Source organism: Shigella sonnei (genome assembly GCF_002950395.1).
GTDB lineage: Bacteria > Pseudomonadota > Gammaproteobacteria > Enterobacterales > Enterobacteriaceae > ECMA0423.
On sequence record NZ_CP026802.1, the window covers coordinates 2,303,141 to 2,323,384 of the forward strand.

14 protein-coding genes and 2 pseudogenes are annotated in these 20,244 nt (G+C 54.0%); 10 read left to right on the plus strand and 6 right to left on the minus strand.

All coding sequences use genetic code 11. The features are described 5' to 3' along the window. Positions 1 to 9 precede the first annotated feature (9 nt). The 5 genes and pseudogenes from rhsC to C1P89_RS12305 form a co-directional block, all read right to left on the minus strand. Positions 10 to 3,341: pseudogene (gene rhsC / locus C1P89_RS12280) on the minus strand (rhs element protein RhsC); the annotation flags it as partial. Positions 3,342 to 3,435: 94 nt separating this feature from the next. Then, on the minus strand, positions 3,436 to 4,191 hold the full coding sequence (gene istB / locus C1P89_RS12290) for an IS21-like element ISSso4 family helper ATPase IstB (RefSeq protein ID WP_001282649.1): 756 nt from the start codon (positions 4,189 to 4,191) through the stop codon (positions 3,436 to 3,438). A 16-nt stretch (positions 4,192 to 4,207) separates the two neighbouring features. After that, the gene (gene istA / locus C1P89_RS12295; RefSeq protein ID WP_000447022.1) at positions 4,208 to 5,743 is read right to left on the minus strand and encodes an IS21-like element ISSso4 family transposase; all 1,536 of its coding nucleotides are present in this window, start codon (positions 5,741 to 5,743) and stop codon (positions 4,208 to 4,210) included. A 229-nt stretch (positions 5,744 to 5,972) separates the two neighbouring features. Further along, a pseudogene (locus C1P89_RS12300) lies at positions 5,973 to 6,716 on the minus strand (DUF6531 domain-containing protein); the annotation flags it as partial. Positions 6,717 to 6,957: 241 nt separating this feature from the next. Further along, positions 6,958 to 7,164 (minus strand): YbfA family protein, encoded by a 207-nt coding sequence (locus C1P89_RS12305; RefSeq protein WP_000424924.1) that lies wholly within the window; start codon positions 7,162 to 7,164, stop codon positions 6,958 to 6,960. Between the two features lie 312 nt (positions 7,165 to 7,476). Here C1P89_RS12305 and kdpF point away from each other — a divergent pair, with 312 nt between their 5' ends. The 6 genes from kdpF to kdpE are packed head-to-tail and all read left to right on the plus strand — an operon-like array spanning position 7,477 to position 15,242. After that, a complete protein-coding gene (gene kdpF, locus C1P89_RS12310; protein ID WP_001365534.1) occupies positions 7,477 to 7,566 on the plus strand; it encodes a K(+)-transporting ATPase subunit F in 90 nt (29 codons plus the stop codon). Then, the gene (kdpA, locus tag C1P89_RS12315; RefSeq protein ID WP_000730105.1) at positions 7,566 to 9,239 is read left to right on the plus strand and encodes a potassium-transporting ATPase subunit KdpA; all 1,674 of its coding nucleotides are present in this window, start codon (positions 7,566 to 7,568) and stop codon (positions 9,237 to 9,239) included. The genes kdpF and kdpA overlap by 1 nt, the downstream gene beginning before the upstream one ends. Positions 9,240 to 9,261: 22 nt before the next feature. Further along, positions 9,262 to 11,310: a potassium-transporting ATPase subunit KdpB gene (gene kdpB / locus C1P89_RS12320; RefSeq protein WP_000087960.1), complete on the plus strand. Its 2,049-nt coding sequence runs from the start codon at positions 9,262 to 9,264 to the stop codon at positions 11,308 to 11,310. Between the two features lie 8 nt (positions 11,311 to 11,318). Further along, positions 11,319 to 11,891, plus strand: coding sequence for a K(+)-transporting ATPase subunit C (gene kdpC, locus C1P89_RS12325; RefSeq protein ID WP_005141254.1), 573 nt, complete (start codon positions 11,319 to 11,321; stop codon positions 11,889 to 11,891). After that, the gene (kdpD, locus tag C1P89_RS12330; RefSeq protein ID WP_005145234.1) at positions 11,884 to 14,568 is read left to right on the plus strand and encodes a two-component system sensor histidine kinase KdpD; all 2,685 of its coding nucleotides are present in this window, start codon (positions 11,884 to 11,886) and stop codon (positions 14,566 to 14,568) included. Before kdpC ends, kdpD begins: the two co-directional genes overlap by 8 nt. Beyond that, on the plus strand, positions 14,565 to 15,242 hold the full coding sequence (gene kdpE / locus C1P89_RS12335; protein ID WP_000186088.1) for a two-component system response regulator KdpE: 678 nt from the start codon (positions 14,565 to 14,567) through the stop codon (positions 15,240 to 15,242). The genes kdpD and kdpE overlap by 4 nt, the downstream gene beginning before the upstream one ends. 102 nt (positions 15,243 to 15,344) lie before the next feature. On the opposite strand, the gene C1P89_RS12340 is transcribed toward kdpE, so the two are convergent. Next, positions 15,345 to 16,042 (minus strand): IS1-like element IS1A family transposase gene (locus C1P89_RS12340; RefSeq protein ID WP_094096600.1). Its coding sequence is split into 2 segments (ribosomal slippage): positions 15,345 to 15,793 and positions 15,793 to 16,042, totalling 699 coding nucleotides; the frame shifts between segments, so codons are not numbered across the junction. A 138-nt stretch (positions 16,043 to 16,180) separates the two neighbouring features. Between C1P89_RS12340 and C1P89_RS26355 the strand changes: the two genes are divergently transcribed. The 4 genes from C1P89_RS26355 to potE all read left to right on the plus strand — a co-directional run bounded on the left by C1P89_RS26355 (position 16,181) and on the right by potE (position 20,223). After that, on the plus strand, positions 16,181 to 16,315 hold the full coding sequence (locus tag C1P89_RS26355; protein WP_001299172.1) for a hypothetical protein: 135 nt from the start codon (positions 16,181 to 16,183) through the stop codon (positions 16,313 to 16,315). Next, positions 16,294 to 16,398, plus strand: a complete 105-nt coding sequence (gene speFL / locus C1P89_RS12350) for a leader peptide SpeFL (RefSeq protein ID WP_001312672.1) — start codon at positions 16,294 to 16,296, stop codon at positions 16,396 to 16,398. The genes C1P89_RS26355 and speFL overlap by 22 nt, the downstream gene beginning before the upstream one ends. Positions 16,399 to 16,708: 310 nt before the next feature. After that, complete coding sequence (gene speF, locus C1P89_RS12355) at positions 16,709 to 18,907, plus strand: ornithine decarboxylase SpeF (RefSeq protein ID WP_005141237.1); 2,199 nt, start codon at positions 16,709 to 16,711, stop codon at positions 18,905 to 18,907. Beyond that, positions 18,904 to 20,223, plus strand: a complete 1,320-nt coding sequence (potE, locus tag C1P89_RS12360; RefSeq protein WP_000075845.1) for a putrescine-ornithine antiporter — start codon at positions 18,904 to 18,906, stop codon at positions 20,221 to 20,223. Before speF ends, potE begins: the two co-directional genes overlap by 4 nt. The last annotated feature ends 21 nt before the right edge of the window (positions 20,224 to 20,244 follow it).

Consider the following 20,244-nt stretch of genomic DNA (forward strand, 5'->3'; position numbering starts at 1 on the left):
TTGGCAGCATCACCGTAATTGAGTTGTTGACCAATTTGTCTGTGGCAGGTAATCACTTGCTGTCTTTGTCTCCATCCCTGGATACTGGGGATCATCCTGCGGCATACAAGTCAGATTGGGTTTTACCCACTTCCTGCAATACAGTGTGTAATCGTAAGGGCTTAATGCTCTGAAGAATGTTTTGAAAACATTAGGCGCACTACTGGCCTGGTCAATAGGATATGGCAGTCTTAATTGTTTCGCTATGTCTGGCAACTTACTTGGATCGGGCGTAGGCGGTTTGCTGGGTTTCGCTCCATATCCGCCATTATTTAAGTGTCCATATTTAGATGCCAGCCCCATTGAATCTATATACTGAACCGGATTCAACGGATACTGATAAAAATTCCATCCCCCTTCAGTCCAATCGGATCCTGAGTGATATACCGCCCCTGCAGCGGGTCATAATAGCGGTGGCGGTTGTAATACAGGCCGGACTCCTCATCATACTGCTGCCCCGGCAGGCGAATGAGCTGCTGCAGATGATGCGGGTTCTCATCACTCAGCAGGTTGCCCCATTCATCATATTCTGCGCACCACGCTGTTGTCCCTTCCGTGCTGATAAGGGCCAGCGGCAGGCCGCGATGGTCGCAGTGGTACAGGTGAATTTTTCGCGCCGGCGTGTATACCGGGTCCATCTGGCTTTGCATCTGCGCCACCGTCAGGCCGCACGATGCCAGCCAGCGGCGGCTTTCCTCACTCACCCGGTCAGCCAGGATTTCACTTTCCAGCCGGTCGAGCATCTGCACCAGCACCGGCGGGAACACCACACTGCCACCGTCTTCGCCGCCGGACTGCTGAAGGGCATCCGCCAGGCTGCGGCGCTGCGTTTTCGCCAGCTCACCGGTGGCAGTTTCGACCCTGATGAGTGGCGTGAAGCTCCCCGGCTGATAAATCGTCTGGATGCGGGTTCTGTCGTTCTGTATTGTGGTCAGCCGGTCGCCGTCCCAGCCGTACCAGGTCACTTGCGGTTTCCGTGACAGCGACATCCAGCCCGTCAGGTCCCGTTCACGCCGCCATACCCGTTTTGCCACCCTGCGGCCCAGCGGGTCGTAAAGATAGCGACTTTCGACCAGCGGCTCTGCATATTGTGTCCGCGTGTAGTGCACCAGCCGGTGCTGACTGTCGTAATGGTACCGATGGGTGCGCTCATCATCCGTGCGGATAACCCCTTCCGGGATGAGGTCGGTTTTCTCTGTCAGTCTGCCGTGATGGTCATACCGGTAAAGATAGTGCGCGTCACGGGCGATACGGTTATCCGGCCACATGCTGAGGGTGCTGTCCGGGTGCAGCTCCGGGTCGGGCAGGCGGTTCCCCGCCGGGTCTGTGGCATACGGGATGCGGATATCCAGATTCGCTGCGGTGGTGTGAACGCCGGTCAGCCTGCCGGTGGTGCTGTAGCTGTAACTCCGGGTCTGGCGCGGGCTGCTGATGCGGATGAGTTCGCCGTTGTCGTTCCAGGTGTAATCGCGGTCAGACAGCAGGCTGTTCAGGTGCTGGCTCTGTAACTGCCCGGCAGGGGTATAAGCGGTGGTGAGTTCATAACGGCCGAAGCTGCGCAGCGTTTCCCGGTGCAGGCGGTCGCGGGTGTACTCCACCAGCGGTGTGTCGCCGAGTTTCATGCCTGACAGCCAGCCGCTGCCGTAGGTCAGCCATTCCACGGCGGACAGGCTGTCCGGTATACAGCGGTTCGCCAGCCCCTGCGCGTTGTACGCATGTCTGGTCTCATGCTGCCAGAGCAGTGCTTCCGTCTGCGGGTGATGCACCGTCTGACGCTCACCGGTCAGCCGGCCTTTCTCATCATACCCGTAATGCACCGTCACCCGGTGCCCTTCGCTGAGATGGCTGATGTCTGTCAGCCAGCCGCGTTCGTCATACTGCCACCGCTCTGCGGTTTCGCCATTCACGGTGCGGTGCGTGAGGCGGTCTGCTTCGTCATAGTGCCAGTGGGTGACCAGCCCCTCATCCTCGCTGCGGATAAGTTTGCCGGTCAGGTCGTGGTGATAACGCTGTGTGCGGCCGTCAAAGCCGGTTTCCTGTATCAGCAGGTCGAGTACATCGTAACGGAAGGTGGTGTGGCTGCCGTTTTCACTGGTCAGGCGGATGACCCGTCCGGCAGCATCGTATTCCATACTGCGCGTCAGACCGCCCTGCGTGGTACAGATAGCTTTTCCCCACGCATCGTACTGTGTCCCGTTTCTGCTGCCGTCCGGGGCAATGACGGTGGTCAGGTCACCGGCGGCGTTGTATTCATACCGCGTTTCATGGCCCTGCGTGTCTTTCACGGCAATTAACTGTCCACGGCTGTCGTATGCGCGGTACTGACTCAGCCCTTCCTCGCGGTGCACCGCCGTCATCTGCCCGAAGCGGTCATGGTCATAACGGGTTACATAACCGGAACAGTCGGTGAAGCTCAGCAACTGACCGTAACGGCTCCACGTCATGGTTTTCCGGCTGCCGGTGGCATCTTCCGTTGCGCAGGGTAAGTCACTGTGTGGATTATCATAACGGTAGCGGATGATATCGCCGTCAGGGGCAGTTTCCTGAATCAGACGGCCGGATTCATCATATTTGCGGCGCATTTCCAGCCCGTCAGGCCCGGTGGCTGACGTTAACTGGCTGTGGTGGTTATAGTAAAACGCCGATGCCCTGCCATCCGGCGTGGTGATGCGCGTGATGAGTCCCGTCACCACATCCGGGCTGTACTCAGTCGTCCGGCCTGCGGCATCCGTCTGTGCCCTGAGCCTGCCCACCGCATCAAACTGACTCTGCGTGACGCTGCCGTCCGCGTGTTCCTTTTTCACCACCCGCTTCAGCCCGGCTTCACCCTGCGTGTGCAGCACTTCACGGCGGTTCAGGCTGTCGGTGATGGTGATGCGGTCCTTCTCATACTGATACGTGTAGCTTAAGCCTGCCGGGTTTAGCTGTTCTGTCACCCGCCCGTCGCTGTCGTAACGGTAACGGATTTCCGGCCGGCCCGTGTGACGGTGCGCCACCATCCGGCCCCGGTATTTATCATCGTAAGTAAAGCTGCGCACCTGTGTATTGCTGCGGTCATACACTGCCGCCAGTTCGCCGCGCGGCGTCCAGCCATAGCGCACCAGCGGCGCGGCAGGTAAATTCTCCGGGTATTCCGGGTCGTGCGTCAGCCACACGGCAGACAGACGGATGCCGTTGTCCCGGCCATATTCGGTGTAACCCGGCAGGGTATCAGGAAAAGCGGACGGTTCCGTCCCGCCGGAAATGGCCTGCTGCCGGGCTTCTTCTGCCCGCTGCGCCTGCGTGGTCAGTACCAGCTGCGTATTCCGCTCTATTCGATCACGGATTGGCATCGAAGTTCGATCAGCGATTCGCATCCATTCGATCAACCGGGAACTTAACTTTTTCTACCGCTTTTTAACTCGTTTTTTCGCTGCTTTCCACTGTCGGGGGATTTTTCCTCAGGGACTCTCCCTGAAGGACCACTCTGTGTGAGTTATGTACCAGTCTGTCCAGGATGGCATCTGCTGTTGTTGGGTTCTCCATCAGACCATGCCATTTATCTACCGGGAACTGGCTTACCACTATCGTGCTGCTTTGTCCGTAACGATCCTCTGTGATCTCCAGAAGGTCATTACACTGGGCGTTACTTAACTGTTCCAGCCCCAGATCGTCCAGGATTAGAACCTGTATTTTTTGCAACTGTTTCAGATATTTCAGCCAACTGCCATCAACACGTCCCTGAGCCAACTGTTCCAGTAATCGCCCGGTTCTACAGTACCGGACGCTGTATTTCTGTCGACATGCCTGTTCGCCCAGCGCATTGGCTATCCAGCTCTTACCGCATCCTGTCGGACCGGTTATCAGTAGGTTTTTCCTGTGGATTATGTAGTGGCCGTTCAGCAGTTCCCTCATCTGTTCAGCCCGCAGACCTCTTGAGGCCGGATAACGCAGCCCTTCCGGTGTTGCCTGATATTTCAGGCAGGCATTTTTTCTCAACCGTGCCACACGACTGTTTTCTCTGCTCAGAAGCTCGTCATCAACCAGCAGTGTCAGCCTTTCCTCGAACGACAGTTCGTCGTAAGTCTGAGGCGTTTCCCGTTGCCGTATCAGGCTCCCGGCCATCGCCGGGAGTTTCAGTTGGGTCAGTTTGTTTAACAGATTATCACTCATACGGTTGTTCCTTCTGTCAGTGATAGTAGCCAGGACCACGCAGGTTTTCATGCTCTGAAGCATATGCCGGATGTTGTTCGCCCTGGCGGGATAACGGAAGCTCAACGTTATCCCGATGATGACGCAGCAGATTGTCGATAAAGCGTCTGTCCGGGGCGTTATAGTGCAGGGCAACGTAACAGGCCTTTTCCAGCCGTTCCGGGCCGTATTTTTTCTGAAGTGCCAGCAGACCCAGGACTGCACGGTAAGCCAGCTCCGGATGGGGTTTGGCTTTCAGCATGGATTCAACCACCCGGCCTGTGGACGGACCTGTACGGTTTCCCTGCTCGATAAGGCGTTCCGGTGTCCATGTCCCATGCCGCCGGTGGCGTTCTGGCATGTGAAGCGGATTGGTTGTGTGTTTATATTCATGTGTGCTGCGCGGATGTTGCGCCACACACTGCCCCTTGTGCCAGAGCTGTACCACCGACTGCCCCACCTTCAGTGACAGACGCTGACCGACCAGTTCGTGTGGAACGGAGTACCAGTGACGGGCATATTCAACGTGGTAGTCAGGGCCAACCTTCACGGCTTTGTATTCCGTGTATTCATAAGGCTCCAGAGGCAGCGGAGAGAGTGCTGGTGCATCCAGCATGCGGAAGCGTTCTGCGCGGGTTTGATTACCGTATCCCTTCATTGGTCGGTTATTCATGTCCGTCAGCAACTCCCGAAGGCGTGCATTCAGCGCCCTGAGCGTGTGGAAGGTTTCATTACGGATGCGGGCAAGAAGCCATCGCTCGACGATGAGGACGCCGTTTTCTGCTTTTGGTTTATCTTTAGGTTTGCGCGGGCGGGCCGGGATAATAACCGTGCCATAGTGCTCAGCCAGCGCCTGATAACTGTCGTTGATGACAGGCTCATAGCGATCGGCTTTTTTCACTGCGCTTCTGAGGTTATCGGGGATGAGCAGCTTCGGTACGCCGCCCAGGAAGGTCAGGCAACGGCTGTGGGCATTTAACCATGACATCATGTCCTGACCTTCGCACGCTTCAACATAGGTATAGTTGGACGCCCCCATTACAGCCACGAAGATTGCCACGCGGCGTATCTCTCCGGTGTCCGGATTAATAACAGGGACCGTAGGACCACAGAAGTCGATAAAGAGCTTTTCGCCAGCACGATGCTCCTGTCGCATGGAGAGGCGTCGCGTTTTTTTCCACTTCCGGTAGCAACGGCAGAAGTGTGAGTATCCCATCGCTTTGTCACCCGCCTGTGCCTTGTATTCCATCCACAACAGTTGGCGCGTCACGCCAGGTTTTCTCATTTCCGTATCGAAGTACAGCATGTCAGGCATAACAAGCTCTGACGCAGAGGTGTCTTTGGGCGGGAAAATGAGTTTCTCCAGCGTGTCATGGGATATATCCGCAGGTAATGGCCATGACAGAGAAGAGGCTTTGAAGCGGGCAAGAACCTCAAAAACGGTTGAGGCGCTGATGTGTAACGTCAGTCCGATACAACGGTTAGTCAGCTTCTTATCGAACTTGAGCTGAAGGATCTTAAAACAAGTTTCCATAGTGCTCCTGGATTTTCTCTTTTTGGACATTGACGTCTCCACTGGTTTAAACACGGCAATGGAGACTGTGGTGAAAAGAGTTAATTCCCGGAGTGACTGGCGAATTCCAATCAATGATCGGAAGTATGCCAAATCGTGATCGATTGTGATGCCAAACTGTGATCGGAGATGGATGCCAAATCATGATCGATTCGAATGCCAAACTGCGATCGATTCAGATGCCATTTTGCACCAGCCGGAAGTGACGCCCGGCACCATCCGTCACGCCGGTGATTTCGCCGCTGAATTCACCGGCGGCTTCGCGGTGGAACGTCTGTGTGCGCCCGAAGCGGTCCACCAGCCCGGTCAGTACCCGGTACGGCGGCAGCGGCGCAGGCAGCACCTCATCCGCTTCCGGCACCCGCTCACACCAGCCGAGCAGCCACCACGGCCCCTGCGGACTGTTTGTCGCCAGATAACGATGCGGACTTAAGCGGAGTTCTTCCGGCAGCGCCTGCCAGAGTGCGGCCAGCCGGTGACCTTCATCCAGTTTCGCCACGCCGCCGCGCACCAGCCAGAGTGATTCGCTGCGGCTGTAACCGTCCTCACCGGGAAACAGGTGCTCAAAATACAGGCTTCTGCCGCCGTTATCACTGAGTATCAGTGTGTTATCGCGCAGCTGTAAGCGGATATCCGCAGGCATTTTCCAGCCGGGGCCGAGGCTCCCCACCGGCGCGGGCGTTTTTGTCCGGTAACTGCTGTAGGTGCGGGAGAGGATGAACGGCAGCGGGGCGGGCAGGGCGATGTCGGTTTCACCGGGAAGGACCTTTGCACCGAGCAGGGGATTGACCGGATGGCCGGACGTCACTCCGCCGGGGCACACCGAACAGGCCACACCGGTGGGGGCACCGATGCGCACCCCGGCTGAACCCTGGACAATGCTACCGCCATACTGCGTCATGTCGCCCTGACGCGCCGCCGGTTTTCCGCTCATTTCTCATCCTTGTTTTATCGGGTTATTTGTCCGCTGACAGGCAAGACCCTACAGATTTATAAGAAAGCCTTAAGTGAGATATCCGTCAGATAGAAACAATTAGGAAAATATTTATATATATTTCATGAATATATGTTTCGATTGGTATAACGGTGTCTAAATATTCCTCTGAACATCTTCCTGATACAAAAAACCGCCAGCGTTTCCGCTGGCGGTTTTCAATGTATTCAGAACTCAGCAATCAGTAAAAATCACCGGTTGCCTTTTCGGCCTGATCCATCCACACCGGTTTATCGCTGGTTTTCGACCAGACGCGGTGCAGGTAGCTGTAAAAGCGGGCGCGGTCTTTCCAGAAAAGCATGAAAGGCAGCGCCAGAACGCCCGCTGCAACCGCATATGTACGGCGTAAAAAGATAAGCCATGCAGGATATTCTCTGTAGAGTTCCATACTTTTCTCCCCCTTTTGTATCTACCCGGTGAATAGCACCGGAAAAATGAATTTGTTTATCTGATGAAAATAGTACCGCCTTTTGTGTAATTTTACTACTCATCCGACCACTTATTTTTGCTTATTGATGGTTTATTTACATTCACTCTGTAATTAAGTTACACAAAAGTTAAATTAATACTAAACATTAGTTAAATCATGGCTTTTGCCATTTTTATACTTTTTTTACACCCCGCCCGCAGATTTTTGCGAAATCTTTGCAGCCAGAATTCTACTCTTCCGGTATCACTTTTAGGCCACTGGAGGTGCACTGTGAGTGCAGGCGTGATAGCCGGCGTGTTGCTGGTGTTTTTATTACTGGGTTATTTGGTTTATGCCCTGATCAATGCGGAGGCGTTCTGATGGCTGCGCAAGGGTTCTTACTGATTGCCACGTTTTTACTGGTATTAATGGTGCTGGCGCGTCCTTTAGGCAGCGGGCTGGCGCGGCTGATTAATGACATTCCTCTTCCAGGTACAGCGGGCGTTGAACGTATACTCTTTCGTTTACCTGGCGTCTCTGACCATGAGATGAACTGGAAGCAATATCTTTGTGCCATTCTCGGCCTGAACATGCTGGGGCTGGCGGTGCTGTTTTTTATGTTGCTCGGTCAGCACTATCTGCCGCTTAATCCACAGCAGTTGCCGGGGCTGTCGTGGGATCTGGCGCTGAATACCGCCGTCAGCTTTGTCACGAATACCAACTGGCAATCTTATAGCGGTGAAACCACGTTGAGCTATTTCAGCCAGATGGCAGGCTTAACGGTACAAAACTTTCTTTCTGCCGCCAGCGGGATTGCGGTGATTTTTGCCTTCATCCGTGCGTTTACTCGCCAGAGCATGAGCACACTCGGGAATGCCTGGGTCGATCTGCTACGCATCACGTTATGGGTGCTAGTCCCTGTGGCGTTGTTGATCGCACTGTTTTTTATTCAACAAGGTGCGCTGCAAAACTTTCTGCCCTATCAGGCAGTGAATACCGTTGAAGGAGCGCAACAGCTGTTACCCATGGGACCAGTAGCTTCTCAGGAAGCGATCAAGATGCTCGGTACTAACGGCGGTGGCTTCTTTAATGCCAACTCGTCGCATCCGTTTGAAAACCCAACCGCACTGACCAACTTCGTGCAGATGCTGGCGATCTTCTTGATCCCAACAGCGCTGTGCTTTGCCTTTGGTGAAGTGACGGGCGATCGCCGCCAGGGGCGCATGTTGCTGTGGGCGATGTCAGTGATTTTTGTCATCTGCGTAGGCGTGGTTATGTGGGCAGAAGTTCAGGGTAATCCTCATCTGCTGGCGCTCGGCGCAGACAGCAGCATCAATATGGAAGGTAAAGAGAGCCGTTTCGGCGTGCTGGTCAGTAGCCTGTTTGCGGTCGTGACTACGGCGGCGTCCTGTGGCGCGGTGATTGCGATGCATGATTCGTTTACCGCTCTCGGCGGCATGGTGCCGATGTGGCTAATGCAAATTGGTGAAGTGGTGTTCGGCGGTGTCGGTTCTGGTCTTTACGGCATGATGCTGTTTGTCCTGCTGGCGGTGTTTATTGCCGGGCTGATGATTGGTCGTACACCGGAATATCTGGGTAAAAAAATCGACGTACGCGAGATGAAACTGATTGCACTGGCGATTCTGGTTACTCCAACACTGGTACTGATGGGCGCGGCGTTGGCGATGATGACCGACGCCGGACGTAGCGCCATGCTTAACCCTGGCCCGCATGGTTTTAGCGAAGTGCTGTACGCCGTGTCGTCCGCCGCTAACAACAACGGCAGCGCCTTTGCCGGATTAAGCGCCAACTCTCCGTTCTGGAACTGTTTACTGGCGTTCTGCATGTTTGTCGGTCGCTTCGGGGTGATTATCCCGGTGATGGCAATTGCCGGTTCGCTGGTGAGTAAAAAGAGCCAACCCGCCAGCTCCGGCACGCTGCCAACGCACGGCCCGCTGTTTGTTGGCCTGTTAATCGGCACCGTGTTGCTGGTTGGCGCACTGACCTTTATCCCTGCCCTGGCGCTTGGTCCGGTGGCGGAATATCTCTCCTGATGATATTGAGCGAGCACTGAATATGAGTCGTAAACAACTGGCGCTATTCGAACCAACACTTGTCGTTCAGGCGCTGAAAGAAGCGGTGAAAAAATTAAACCCGCAGGCGCAATGGCGCAATCCGGTGATGTTTATCGTCTGGATCGGCAGTCTGCTGACCACCTGTATTAGCATCGCGATGGCAAGCGGTGCGATGCCTGGCAATGCGCTGTTTAGCGCGGCAATTAGCGGCTGGCTGTGGGTCACCGTACTGTTCGCTAATTTCGCCGAGGCGCTGGCAGAAGGCCGCAGTAAAGCGCAGGCCAACAGTCTTAAAGGGGTGAAAAAAACTGCCTTTGCCCGCAAGCTGCGTGAGCCGAAATATGGCGCTGCGGCGGACAAAGTTCCTGCCGATCAACTGCGTAAAGGTGACATCGTGCTGGTAGAAGCTGGCGATATTATCCCCTGCGATGGTGAAGTCATTGAAGGCGGCGCATCGGTCGATGAAAGCGCCATCACCGGGGAATCGGCACCGGTGATCCGTGAATCCGGCGGCGATTTTGCCTCCGTCACCGGCGGCACGCGTATTCTTTCTGACTGGCTGGTGATTGAGTGTAGCGTTAACCCCGGTGAGACATTTCTGGATCGGATGATCGCGATGGTGGAAGGCGCACAGCGACGCAAAACACCGAACGAGATTGCCCTGACTATCCTGCTGATTGCTCTGACCATCGTCTTTTTACTGGCAACCGCCACGCTGTGGCCGTTTTCCGCGTGGGGCGGTAATGCCGTGAGTGTAACGGTACTGGTGGCGCTGCTGGTCTGTCTGATCCCAACCACTATTGGCGGCCTGTTGTCAGCGATCGGCGTCGCCGGGATGAGTCGGATGCTGGGCGCGAATGTGATTGCCACCAGCGGACGTGCAGTTGAAGCGGCAGGTGACGTTGACGTTCTGCTACTGGATAAAACCGGCACCATCACACTCGGTAACCGTCAGGCGTCGGAGTTTATCCCCGCGCAGGGCGTGGATGAAAAAACGCTGGCTGACGCCGCACAACTGGCTTCGCTGGCTGATGAAACGCCGGAAGGTCGCAGTATTGTGATCCTCGCCAAGCAACGTTTTAACCTGCGCGAGCGCGATGTGCAGTCGCTCCATGCCACCTTTGTACCGTTTACTGCGCAAAGCCGGATGAGCGGGATCAACATCGACAACCGCATGATCCGTAAAGGTTCTGTCGATGCCATTCGCCGCCATATTGAGGCTAACGGCGGTCACTTCCCTGCCGATGTTGATCAAAAAGTCGATCAGGTTGCGCGTCAGGGAGCCACGCCGCTGGTGGTGGTGGAAGGTTCTCGTGTGCTGGGCGTTATTGCGCTGAAAGATATCGTCAAAGGCGGTATTAAAGAGCGCTTCGCCCAGCTGCGCAAAATGGGCATTAAAACGGTGATGATTACCGGCGATAACCGTCTGACTGCCGCCGCGATAGCTGCGGAAGCGGGTGTCGATGATTTTCTCGCCGAAGCAACACCGGAGGCCAAGCTGGCATTGATCCGTCAGTATCAGGCGGAAGGTCGTTTGGTAGCGATGACCGGCGACGGCACCAACGATGCTCCGGCGCTGGCGCAGGCAGATGTCGCGGTGGCGATGAACTCCGGCACCCAGGCGGCGAAAGAGGCGGGCAATATGGTGGATCTCGACTCTAACCCGACCAAGTTGATCGAGGTGGTGCACATTGGCAAACAGATGCTGATGACCCGTGGCTCGCTGACCACCTTCAGCATTGCCAACGATGTGGCGAAATACTTCGCCATTATTCCGGCGGCGTTCGCGGCAACATATCCGCAGTTAAATGCGCTGAACATCATGCGCCTGCATTCGCCCGACTCCGCCATTCTCAGTGCGGTCATTTTCAACGCCTTGATTATCGTCTTTTTGATTCCTCTGGCGTTAAAAGGCGTGAGTTATAAACCGCTTACCGCTTCTGCCATGTTGCGCCGTAACTTATGGATTTACGGTCTGGGTGGGCTGCTGGTGCCGTTTATTGGTATCAAAGTCATTGATTTACTGCTGACCGTTTGCGGTCTGGTGTGAGGTTTACCATGAGTGGATTACGTCCGGCATTATCGACATTTCTCTTTCTGTTATTGATTACTGGCGGCGTTTACCCGCTGCTGACCACCGCACTGGGGCAATGGTGGTTTCCCTGGCAGGCCAACGGTTCGTTGATCCGTGAAGGTGATACGGTGCGTGGCTCGGCATTAATCGGGCAGAATTTTACCGGCAACGGCTATTTTCATGGTCGCCCGTCAGCAACGGCTGAAATGCCCTATAATCCACAGGCTTCTGGCGGGAGCAATCTGGCGGTCAGTAACCCTGAGCTGGATAAACTAATAGCCGCACGCGTTGCTGCATTACGGGCCGCTAACCCGGATGCCAGCGCGAGCATTCCGGTTGAACTGGTGACGGCATCGGCAAGCGGGCTGGACAATAATATCACCCCGCAAGCGGCGGCCTGGCAGATCCCACGCATCGCGAAAGCGCGTAATCTCAGCGTTGAACAGCTCACGCAGCTGATCGCAAAATACAGCCAACAACCGCTGGTGAAATATATCGGCCAGCCGGTCGTCAACATTGTCGAACTCAATCTGGCGCTGGATAAGCTTGATGAATAACGAACCCTTACGTCCCGACCCCGATCGTCTGCTGGAACAAACTGCCGCGCCGCATCGGGGGAAGCTGAAAGTTTTCTTCGGTGCCTGTGCAGGCGTCGGGAAGACCTGGGCGATGCTGGCAGAAGCCCAGCGACTGCGGGCGCAAGGGCTGGATATTGTGGTTGGCGTGGTAGAAACCCACGGGCGAAAAGATACCGCCGCAATGCTGGAAGGGCTGGCTGTTCTGCCGCCAAAACGCCTGGCGTACCGTGGGCGGCACATCTGCGAGTTTGACCTCGATGCCGCCCTCGCCCGCCGTCCGGCGCTGATCTTAATGGACGAACTGGCGCACAGTAATGCGCCAGGTTCTCGTCACCCTAAACGCTGGCAGGACATCGAAGAGCTGCTGGAAGCAGGCATTGATGTTTTCACTACCGTCAACGTTCAGCATCTGGAAAGTCTGAATGATGTGGTCAGCGGCGTCACCGGAATTCAGGTACGGGAAACCGTGCCCGATCCTTTTTTCGATGCCGCCGACGACGTGGTTCTGGTGGACTTGCCCCCGGACGATCTGCGCCAGCGGCTGAAAGAAGGCAAAGTCTATATTGCCGGGCAGGCGGAGCGCGCCATTGAACATTTTTTCCGCAAAGGCAATCTGATCGCCCTGCGCGAACTGGCACTGCGCCGTACTGCCGATCGCGTTGATGAGCAAATGCGCGCCTGGCGGGGGCATCCTAGCGAAGAGAAAGTCTGGCACACGCGCGACGCGATCCTTTTATGCATCGGCCATAACACCGGTAGTGAGAAGCTGGTCCGCGCGGCGGCGCGGCTGGCGTCACGGCTGGGTAGCGTCTGGCACGCGGTGTATGTTGAAACCCCTGCCCTGCATCGCTTACCGGAGAAAAAACGTCGTGCAATTCTCAGCGCCTTACGTCTGGCGCAGGAACTGGGCGCGGAGACGGCAACACTTTCTGATCCAGCGGAAGAGAAAGCGGTAGTGCGTTATGCCCGTGAACATAATCTCGGCAAGATTATTCTCGGTCGCCCGGCCTCGCGCCGCTGGTGGCGTCGGGAAACGTTTGCTGACCGACTGGCGCGCATCGCCCCCGATCTCGATCAGGTGCTGGTCGCGCTTGATGAACCACCCGCCCGCACGATTAACAACGCGCCGGATAGCCGCTCTTTTAAAGACAAGTGGCGGGTACAGATTCAGGGATGCGTGGTTGCCGCCGCGTTATGCGCCGTTATCACCTTAATTGCCATGCAGTGGCTGATGGCGTTTGATGCCGCCAACCTGGTGATGCTGTATCTGCTTGGCGTGGTGGTGGTGGCGCTATTTTATGGACGCTGGCCTTCGGTGGTTGCCACCGTCATTAATGTGGTGAGTTTCGATCTCTTTTTTATCGCCCCACGCGGCACGCTCGCCGTCTCTGATGTGCAATATCTGCTGACCTTCGCGGTGATGTTAACCGTCGGGCTGGTGATCGGGAACCTTACTGCTGGCGTGCGTTATCAGGCTCGGGTAGCCCGTTACCGCGAGCAACGCACACGGCACTTATATGAAATGTCGAAAGCTCTGGCGGTGGGCCGCAGTCCGCAGGACATCGCCGCCACCAGCGAACAATTTATTGCCTCCACGTTTCATGCCCGCAGTCAGGTGTTGTTGCCCGATGACAACGGTAAATTGCAGCCGTTAACACATCCGCAAGGAATGACGCCATGGGACGATGCCATCGCGCAGTGGAGTTTTGATAAAGGCCTGCCTGCGGGCGCGGGCACCGACACGTTACCCGGTGTACCGTACCAGATTTTGCCGCTAAAAAGCGGCGAGAAAACCTACGGGCTGGTGGTGGTGGAGCCGGGGAATCTGCGCCAGTTGATGATCCCGGAACAGCAGCGCCTGCTGGAGACGTTTACGCTGTTAGTCGCCAATGCCCTTGAGCGGCTGACGCTAACCGCCAGCGAAGAACAGGCGCGGATGGCAAGCGAACGTGAACAGATCCGCAACGCCCTGCTGGCAGCGCTTTCGCATGATTTACGCACGCCGCTTACGGTGCTGTTTGGTCAGGCAGAAATCTTAACGCTCGATCTGGCAAGCGAAGGATCACCCCACGCCCGCCAGGCCAGCGAGATTCGTCAGCATGTGCTGAACACTACCCGACTGGTGAATAATCTACTGGATATGGCGCGAATTCAGTCCGGCGGCTTTAATTTGAAGAAAGAGTGGTTAACGCTGGAAGAAGTAGTCGGCAGCGCGCTGCAAATGCTGGAACCGGGTTTATCGTCGCCCATCAATCTTTCTCTGCCAGAACCGCTGACCTTAATCCACGTTGACGGGCCACTCTTTGAACGGGTGCTGATTAATCTGCTGGAGAACGCGGTGAAATATGCGGGTGCGCAGGCCGAAATTGGTATCGATGCCCACTTTGAGGGCGAAAATCTACAACTGGATGTCTGGGATAACGGCCCCGGTCTTCCGCCAGGCCAGGAGCAGACGATATTTGATAAGTTTGCTCGCGGGAATAAAGAGTCGGCGGTGCCGGGTGTCGGGCTTGGGTTGGCAATTTGTCGGGCGATTGTGGATGTACACGGCGGCACCATTACCGCGTTCAACCGACCGGAAGGTGGTGCCTGTTTTCGTGTTACACTTCCCCAGCAAACCGCTCCTGAACTTGAAGACTTTCATGAGGATATGTGACAAACGTTCTGATTGTTGAAGATGAACAGGCTATTCGTCGCTTTCTGCGCACGGCGCTGGAGGGCGACGGGATGCGCGTCTTTGAGGCCGAAACTCTGCAACGCGGCTTGCTGGAAGCGGCAACCCGTAAGCCAGATTTGATTATTCTCGATCTCGGCCTGCCCGATGGTGATGGGATTGAGTTTATCCGCGACCTGCGCCAGTGGAGCCCGGTGCCGGTGATTGTGCTTTCCGCACGCAGCGAAGAGAGCGACAAGATCGCCGCGCTGGATGCCGGAGCGGATGATTATCTGAGTAAGCCGTTTGGCATTGGCGAATTGCAGGCCCGTCTGCGCGTCGCTTTACGCCGCCACTCCGCCACCGCCGCGCCCGATCCGCTGGTGAAATTTTCCGATGTTACCGTCGATTTAGCCGCCCGCGTGATTCACCGGGGTGAGGAAGAGGTGCATCTCACACCAATTGAGTTCCGCCTGCTGGCGGTGCTGCTCAACAATGCCGGAAAAGTACTCACCCAGCGCCAGCTCCTTAACCAGGTGTGGGGGCCAAACGCGGTCGAACACAGTCACTATTTGCGTATTTATATGGGACATCTGCGACAAAAACTGGAACAGGATCCGGCCCGGCCTCGCCACTTCATTACTGAAACCGGTATTGGATATCGGTTTATGCTTTGAATTGTTATTCAATAAATTCGCTTAAATAGTGATTAATTTATTATTAAACCTGCGCCGAATATTATTATTTGGCAGGTTTAATTTCTTGGTAATGACTCCAACTTATTGATAGTGTTTTATGTTCAGATAATGCCCGATGACTTTGTCATGCAGCTCCACCGATTTTGAGAACGACAGCGACTTCCGTCCCAGCCGTGCCAGGTGCTGCCTCAGATTCAGGTTATGCCGCTCAATTCGCTGCGTATATCGCTTGCTGATTACGTGCAGCTTTCCCTTCAGGCGGGATTCATACAGCGGCCAGCCATCCGTCATCCATATCACCACGTCAAAGGGTGACAGCAGGCTCATAAGACGCCCCAGCGTCGCCATAGTGCGTTCACCGAATACGTGCGCAACAACCGTCTTCCGGAGACTGTCATACGCGTAAAACAGCCAGCGCTGGCGCGATTTAGCCCCGACATAGCCCCACTGTTCGTCCATTTCCGCGCAGACGATGACGTCACTGCCCGGCTGTATGCGCGAGGTTACCGACTGCGGCCTGAGTTTTTTAAGTGACGTAAAATCGTGTTGAGGCCAACGCCCATAATGCGTGCAGTTGCCCGGCATCCAACGCCATTCATGGCCATATCAATGATTTTCTGGTGCGTACCGGGTTGGGAAGCGGTGTAAGTGAACTGCAGTTGCCATGTTTTACGGCAGTGAGAGCAGAGATAGCGCTGATGTCCGGCAGTGCTTTTGCCGTTACGCACCACCCCGTCAGTAGCTGAACAGGAGGGACAGCTGATAGAAACAGAAGCCACTGGAGCACCTCAAAAACACCATCATACACTAAATCAGTAAGTTGGCAGCATCACCTAATTTCTTAACGCAAATATAAAACACGAAATTACAACATTTAAGTAACAAAACAGCATCTAATATGGCGATATTCATAATTAATGATTTATTATCTGGGGTATGATCGTTTTTTGTTGATCTTCTTCACAGATTATAGCCATTTCATGGATAGAATAACTCTACCTTCAACTGACACAGCAAGAGGTAAAGGTAAATGGAAAATAATAACCGCTTAATGCCTCATATAAGGCGGACAACCCATATCATGAAGTTTGCCCATCGTAATAGTTTTGACTTTCATTTCTTTAATGCCCGCTAGTCTTCTGACTAAAGGGCACCCCAACGTACAGGTCTCCCTGACTTTAAGCATTACAGGTTAATACCTGTATTCCTCGGTGCTCATATACTGCTAACCCTTTTAAACTCTAAATAATTCGAGTCGCAGCACTTGCAACTTGAGGTATGACGAGTATAGCCAGTTACCGGGCTGGTCTGGGTTATTGCATCTGCAAAAAGCAAACTACTGATTTATTTATCAGCGGTGGAGCTTTGCTTTTTTTCCGGCGTGATCGATTTCTCCTTTGAGAAATTGAGGACCTGCTATTACCTGAAATAAAGAGATGAATAAAATGTCAGAATTAAAAATTGCCGTTAGCCGTTCTTGCCCGGATTGTTTTTCCACTCATCGTGCATGCGTGAATATTGACGAAAGTAATTATATTGACGTTGCCGCCATTATTTTATCAGTCAATGATGTTGAACGTGGAAAACTCGATGAAATAGACGCTACTGGCTATGGCATTCCTGTTTTTATTGCAACGGAAAATGAAGAACGTGTACCAGCAGAATATCTGCCACGTATTTCTGGTGTCTTCGAGCATTGCGAATCACGGAAAGAGTTTTATGGACGTCAGTTAGAAACCGCTGCTAGCCATTATGAAACGCAACTGCGCCCGCCCTTCTTCCGCGCACTGGTCGATTATGTCAATCAGGGCAATAGCGCTTTTGACTGCCCGGGTCATCAGGGAGGTGAGTTTTTCCGTCGTCATCCGGCAGGGAATCAGTTCGTGGAGTACTTCGGAGAAACGCTGTTCCGTTCCGACTTATGCAACGCAGACGTAGCAATGGGCGATCTGCTGATTCACGAAGGCGCGCCATGCATTGCACAGCAACATGCGGCAAAAGTGTTTAATGCCGATAAAACATACTTCGTTCTAAATGGCACTTCATCTTCTAACAAAGTGGTTTTAAACGCCCTGCTAACACCGGGTGATCTGGTGCTGTTTGATCGCAATAACCACAAATCTAACCACCACGGAGCGTTGCTACAGGCTGGTGCAACACCGGTTTATCTGGAAACGGCACGTAACCCGTATGGCTTTATCGGTGGCATTGATGCGCACTGTTTTGAAGAAAGTTACCTGCGTGAGCTGATCGCGGAAGTCGCACCGCAGCGGGCAAAAGAGGCTCGTCCTTTCCGCCTCGCTGTGATTCAGTTAGGCACCTACGACGGTACGATTTATAACGCCCGCCAGGTGGTGGATAAAATTGGTCATCTGTGTGACTACATTCTGTTTGACTCCGCATGGGTTGGCTATGAGCAATTTATCCCGATGATGGCTGACTGTTCGCCGCTGTTGCTGGATCTTAATGAGAACGATCCGGGTATTCTGGTTACGCAATCCGTACATAAACAGCAGGCTGGTTTTTCTCAAACTTCACAAATCCATAAAAAAGACAGCCACATCAAAGGGCAACAGCGTTATGTACCGCACAAACGCATGAACAACGCCTTTATGATGCACGCCTCCACCAGCCCGTTCTATCCGCTGTTTGCCGCACTGGATATCAACGCCAAAATGCATGAAGGTGTCAGCGGTCGTAATATGTGGATGGATTGTGTGGTAAATGGCATTAATGCCCGCAAACTGATCCTCGATAACTGTCAGCATATTCGTCCGTTCGTACCTGAACTGGTGGATGGTAAACCCTGGCAGTCGTATGAAACAGCGCAAATTGCGGTTGATCTGCGCTTCTTCCAGTTTGTACCAGGGGAACACTGGCATTCTTTTGAAGGCTATGCAGAGAATCAATACTTTGTCGATCCTTGCAAACTGTTGCTGACAACCCCAGGTATTGATGCACGTAACGGCGAATATGAAGCGTTCGGTGTACCCGCGACGATTCTTGCTAACTTCCTGCGCGAAAATGGCGTAGTGCCGGAAAAATGCGATCTTAACTCCATCCTCTTCCTGCTGACTCCGGCAGAAGATATGGCCAAACTTCAGCAACTTGTTGCCCTGCTGGTACGCTTCGAAAAACTGCTTGAGTCCGACGCGCCATTAGCAGAAGTGCTGCCTTCCATCTACAAACAGCATGAAGAGCGCTACGCCGGTTATACCCTGCGTCAGTTGTGCCAGGAAATGCATGATTTGTATGCCCGACACAACGTGAAACAACTGCAAAAAGAGATGTTCCGCAAAGCGCACTTCCCACACGTCAGCATGAATCCGCAAGAAGCCAACTACGCCTATTTACGCGGTGAAGTGGAGCTGGTTCGTCTGCCGGATGCCGAAGGTCGTATCGCTGCCGAAGGGGCGCTTCCTTATCCTCCGGGTGTGCTGTGTGTTGTTCCGGGTGAAATCTGGGGTGGTGCTGTTTTGCGTTACTTCAGCGCTCTGGAAGAAGGGATCAACCTGCTGCCAGGTTTTGCACCGGAGCTGCAGGGTGTCTATATCGAAGAACATGATGGTCGTAAGCAAGTTTGGTGCTATGTCATCAAGCCTCGTGATGCGCAAAGCACCCTGTTGAAAGGGGAAAAATTATGAGTCAGGCTAAATCGAACAAAATGGGCGTCGTTCAGTTAACCATACTGACGATGGTCAACATGATGGGCTCCGGTATCATCATGCTGCCGACAAAGCTTGCCGAAGTTGGGACAATTTCAATTATCTCCTGGCTGGTGACAGCCGTAGGCTCAATGGCACTGGCATGGGCATTCGCAAAATGCGGTATGTTCAGCCGTAAATCAGGTGGTATGGGCGGTTATGCCGAGTATGCTTTCGGTAAATCCGGTAACTTTATGGCGAACTATACCTACGGCGTCTCACTGCTGATTGCTAACGTCGCGATTGCTATTTCGGCGGTTGGTTACGGCACCGAACTGCTCGGCGCGAGTTTGTCGCCAGTGCAGATTGGTCTTGCGACCATCGGGGTGCTGTGGATTTGTACCGTGGCTAACTTTGGTGGTGCGCGCATTACCGGGCAAATCAGTAGCATTACCGTGTGGGGGGTCATTATTCCGGTGGTAGGCCTGTGCATTATCGGCTGGTTCTGGTTTAGCCCGACGCTTTACGTTGATTCCTGGAATCCGCATCATGCACCGTTCTTCAGTGCAGTAGGTTCTTCCATCGCTATGACGCTGTGGGCTTTTCTCGGTCTGGAGTCTGCGTGTGCGAATACTGATGTAGTGGAAAACCCGGAACGTAATGTGCCAATCGCGGTACTCGGCGGTACGTTAGGTGCGGCGGTGATTTATATCGTCTCCACCAACGTGATTGCAGGGATTGTGCCTAATATGGAGCTGGCAAATTCAACGGCACCATTTGGCCTGGCCTTCGCACAGATGTTCACACCAGAAGTGGGTAAAGTCATTATGGCGCTGATGGTGATGTCCTGCTGCGGTTCGCTGCTTGGCTGGCAGTTCACCATTGCCCAGGTGTTTAAGTCTTCATCTGATGAAGGCTACTTCCCTAAAATTTTCTCCCGTGTAACCAAAGTGGATGCACCGGTGCAGGGAATGTTGACCATTGTGATTATCCAGAGCGGGTTGGCGCTGATGACGATTAGCCCGTCGCTAAACAGTCAGTTCAACGTGCTGGTTAACCTGGCCGTGGTGACCAATATCATTCCGTATATTCTGTCAATGGCGGCATTAGTCATTATTCAGAAGGTCGCTAATGTGCCCCCCTCAAAAGCGAAAGTTGCAAACTTTGTTGCTTTTGTTGGCGCGATGTATAGCTTTTATGCGCTGTACTCATCCGGGGAAGAAGCCATGCTGTACGGTTCCATCGTGACCTTCCTTGGTTGGACACTGTATGGTCTGGTATCACCACGCTTTGAACTGAAAAATAAACACGGTTAAAAAAGCAAAGTAAAAAAGGGC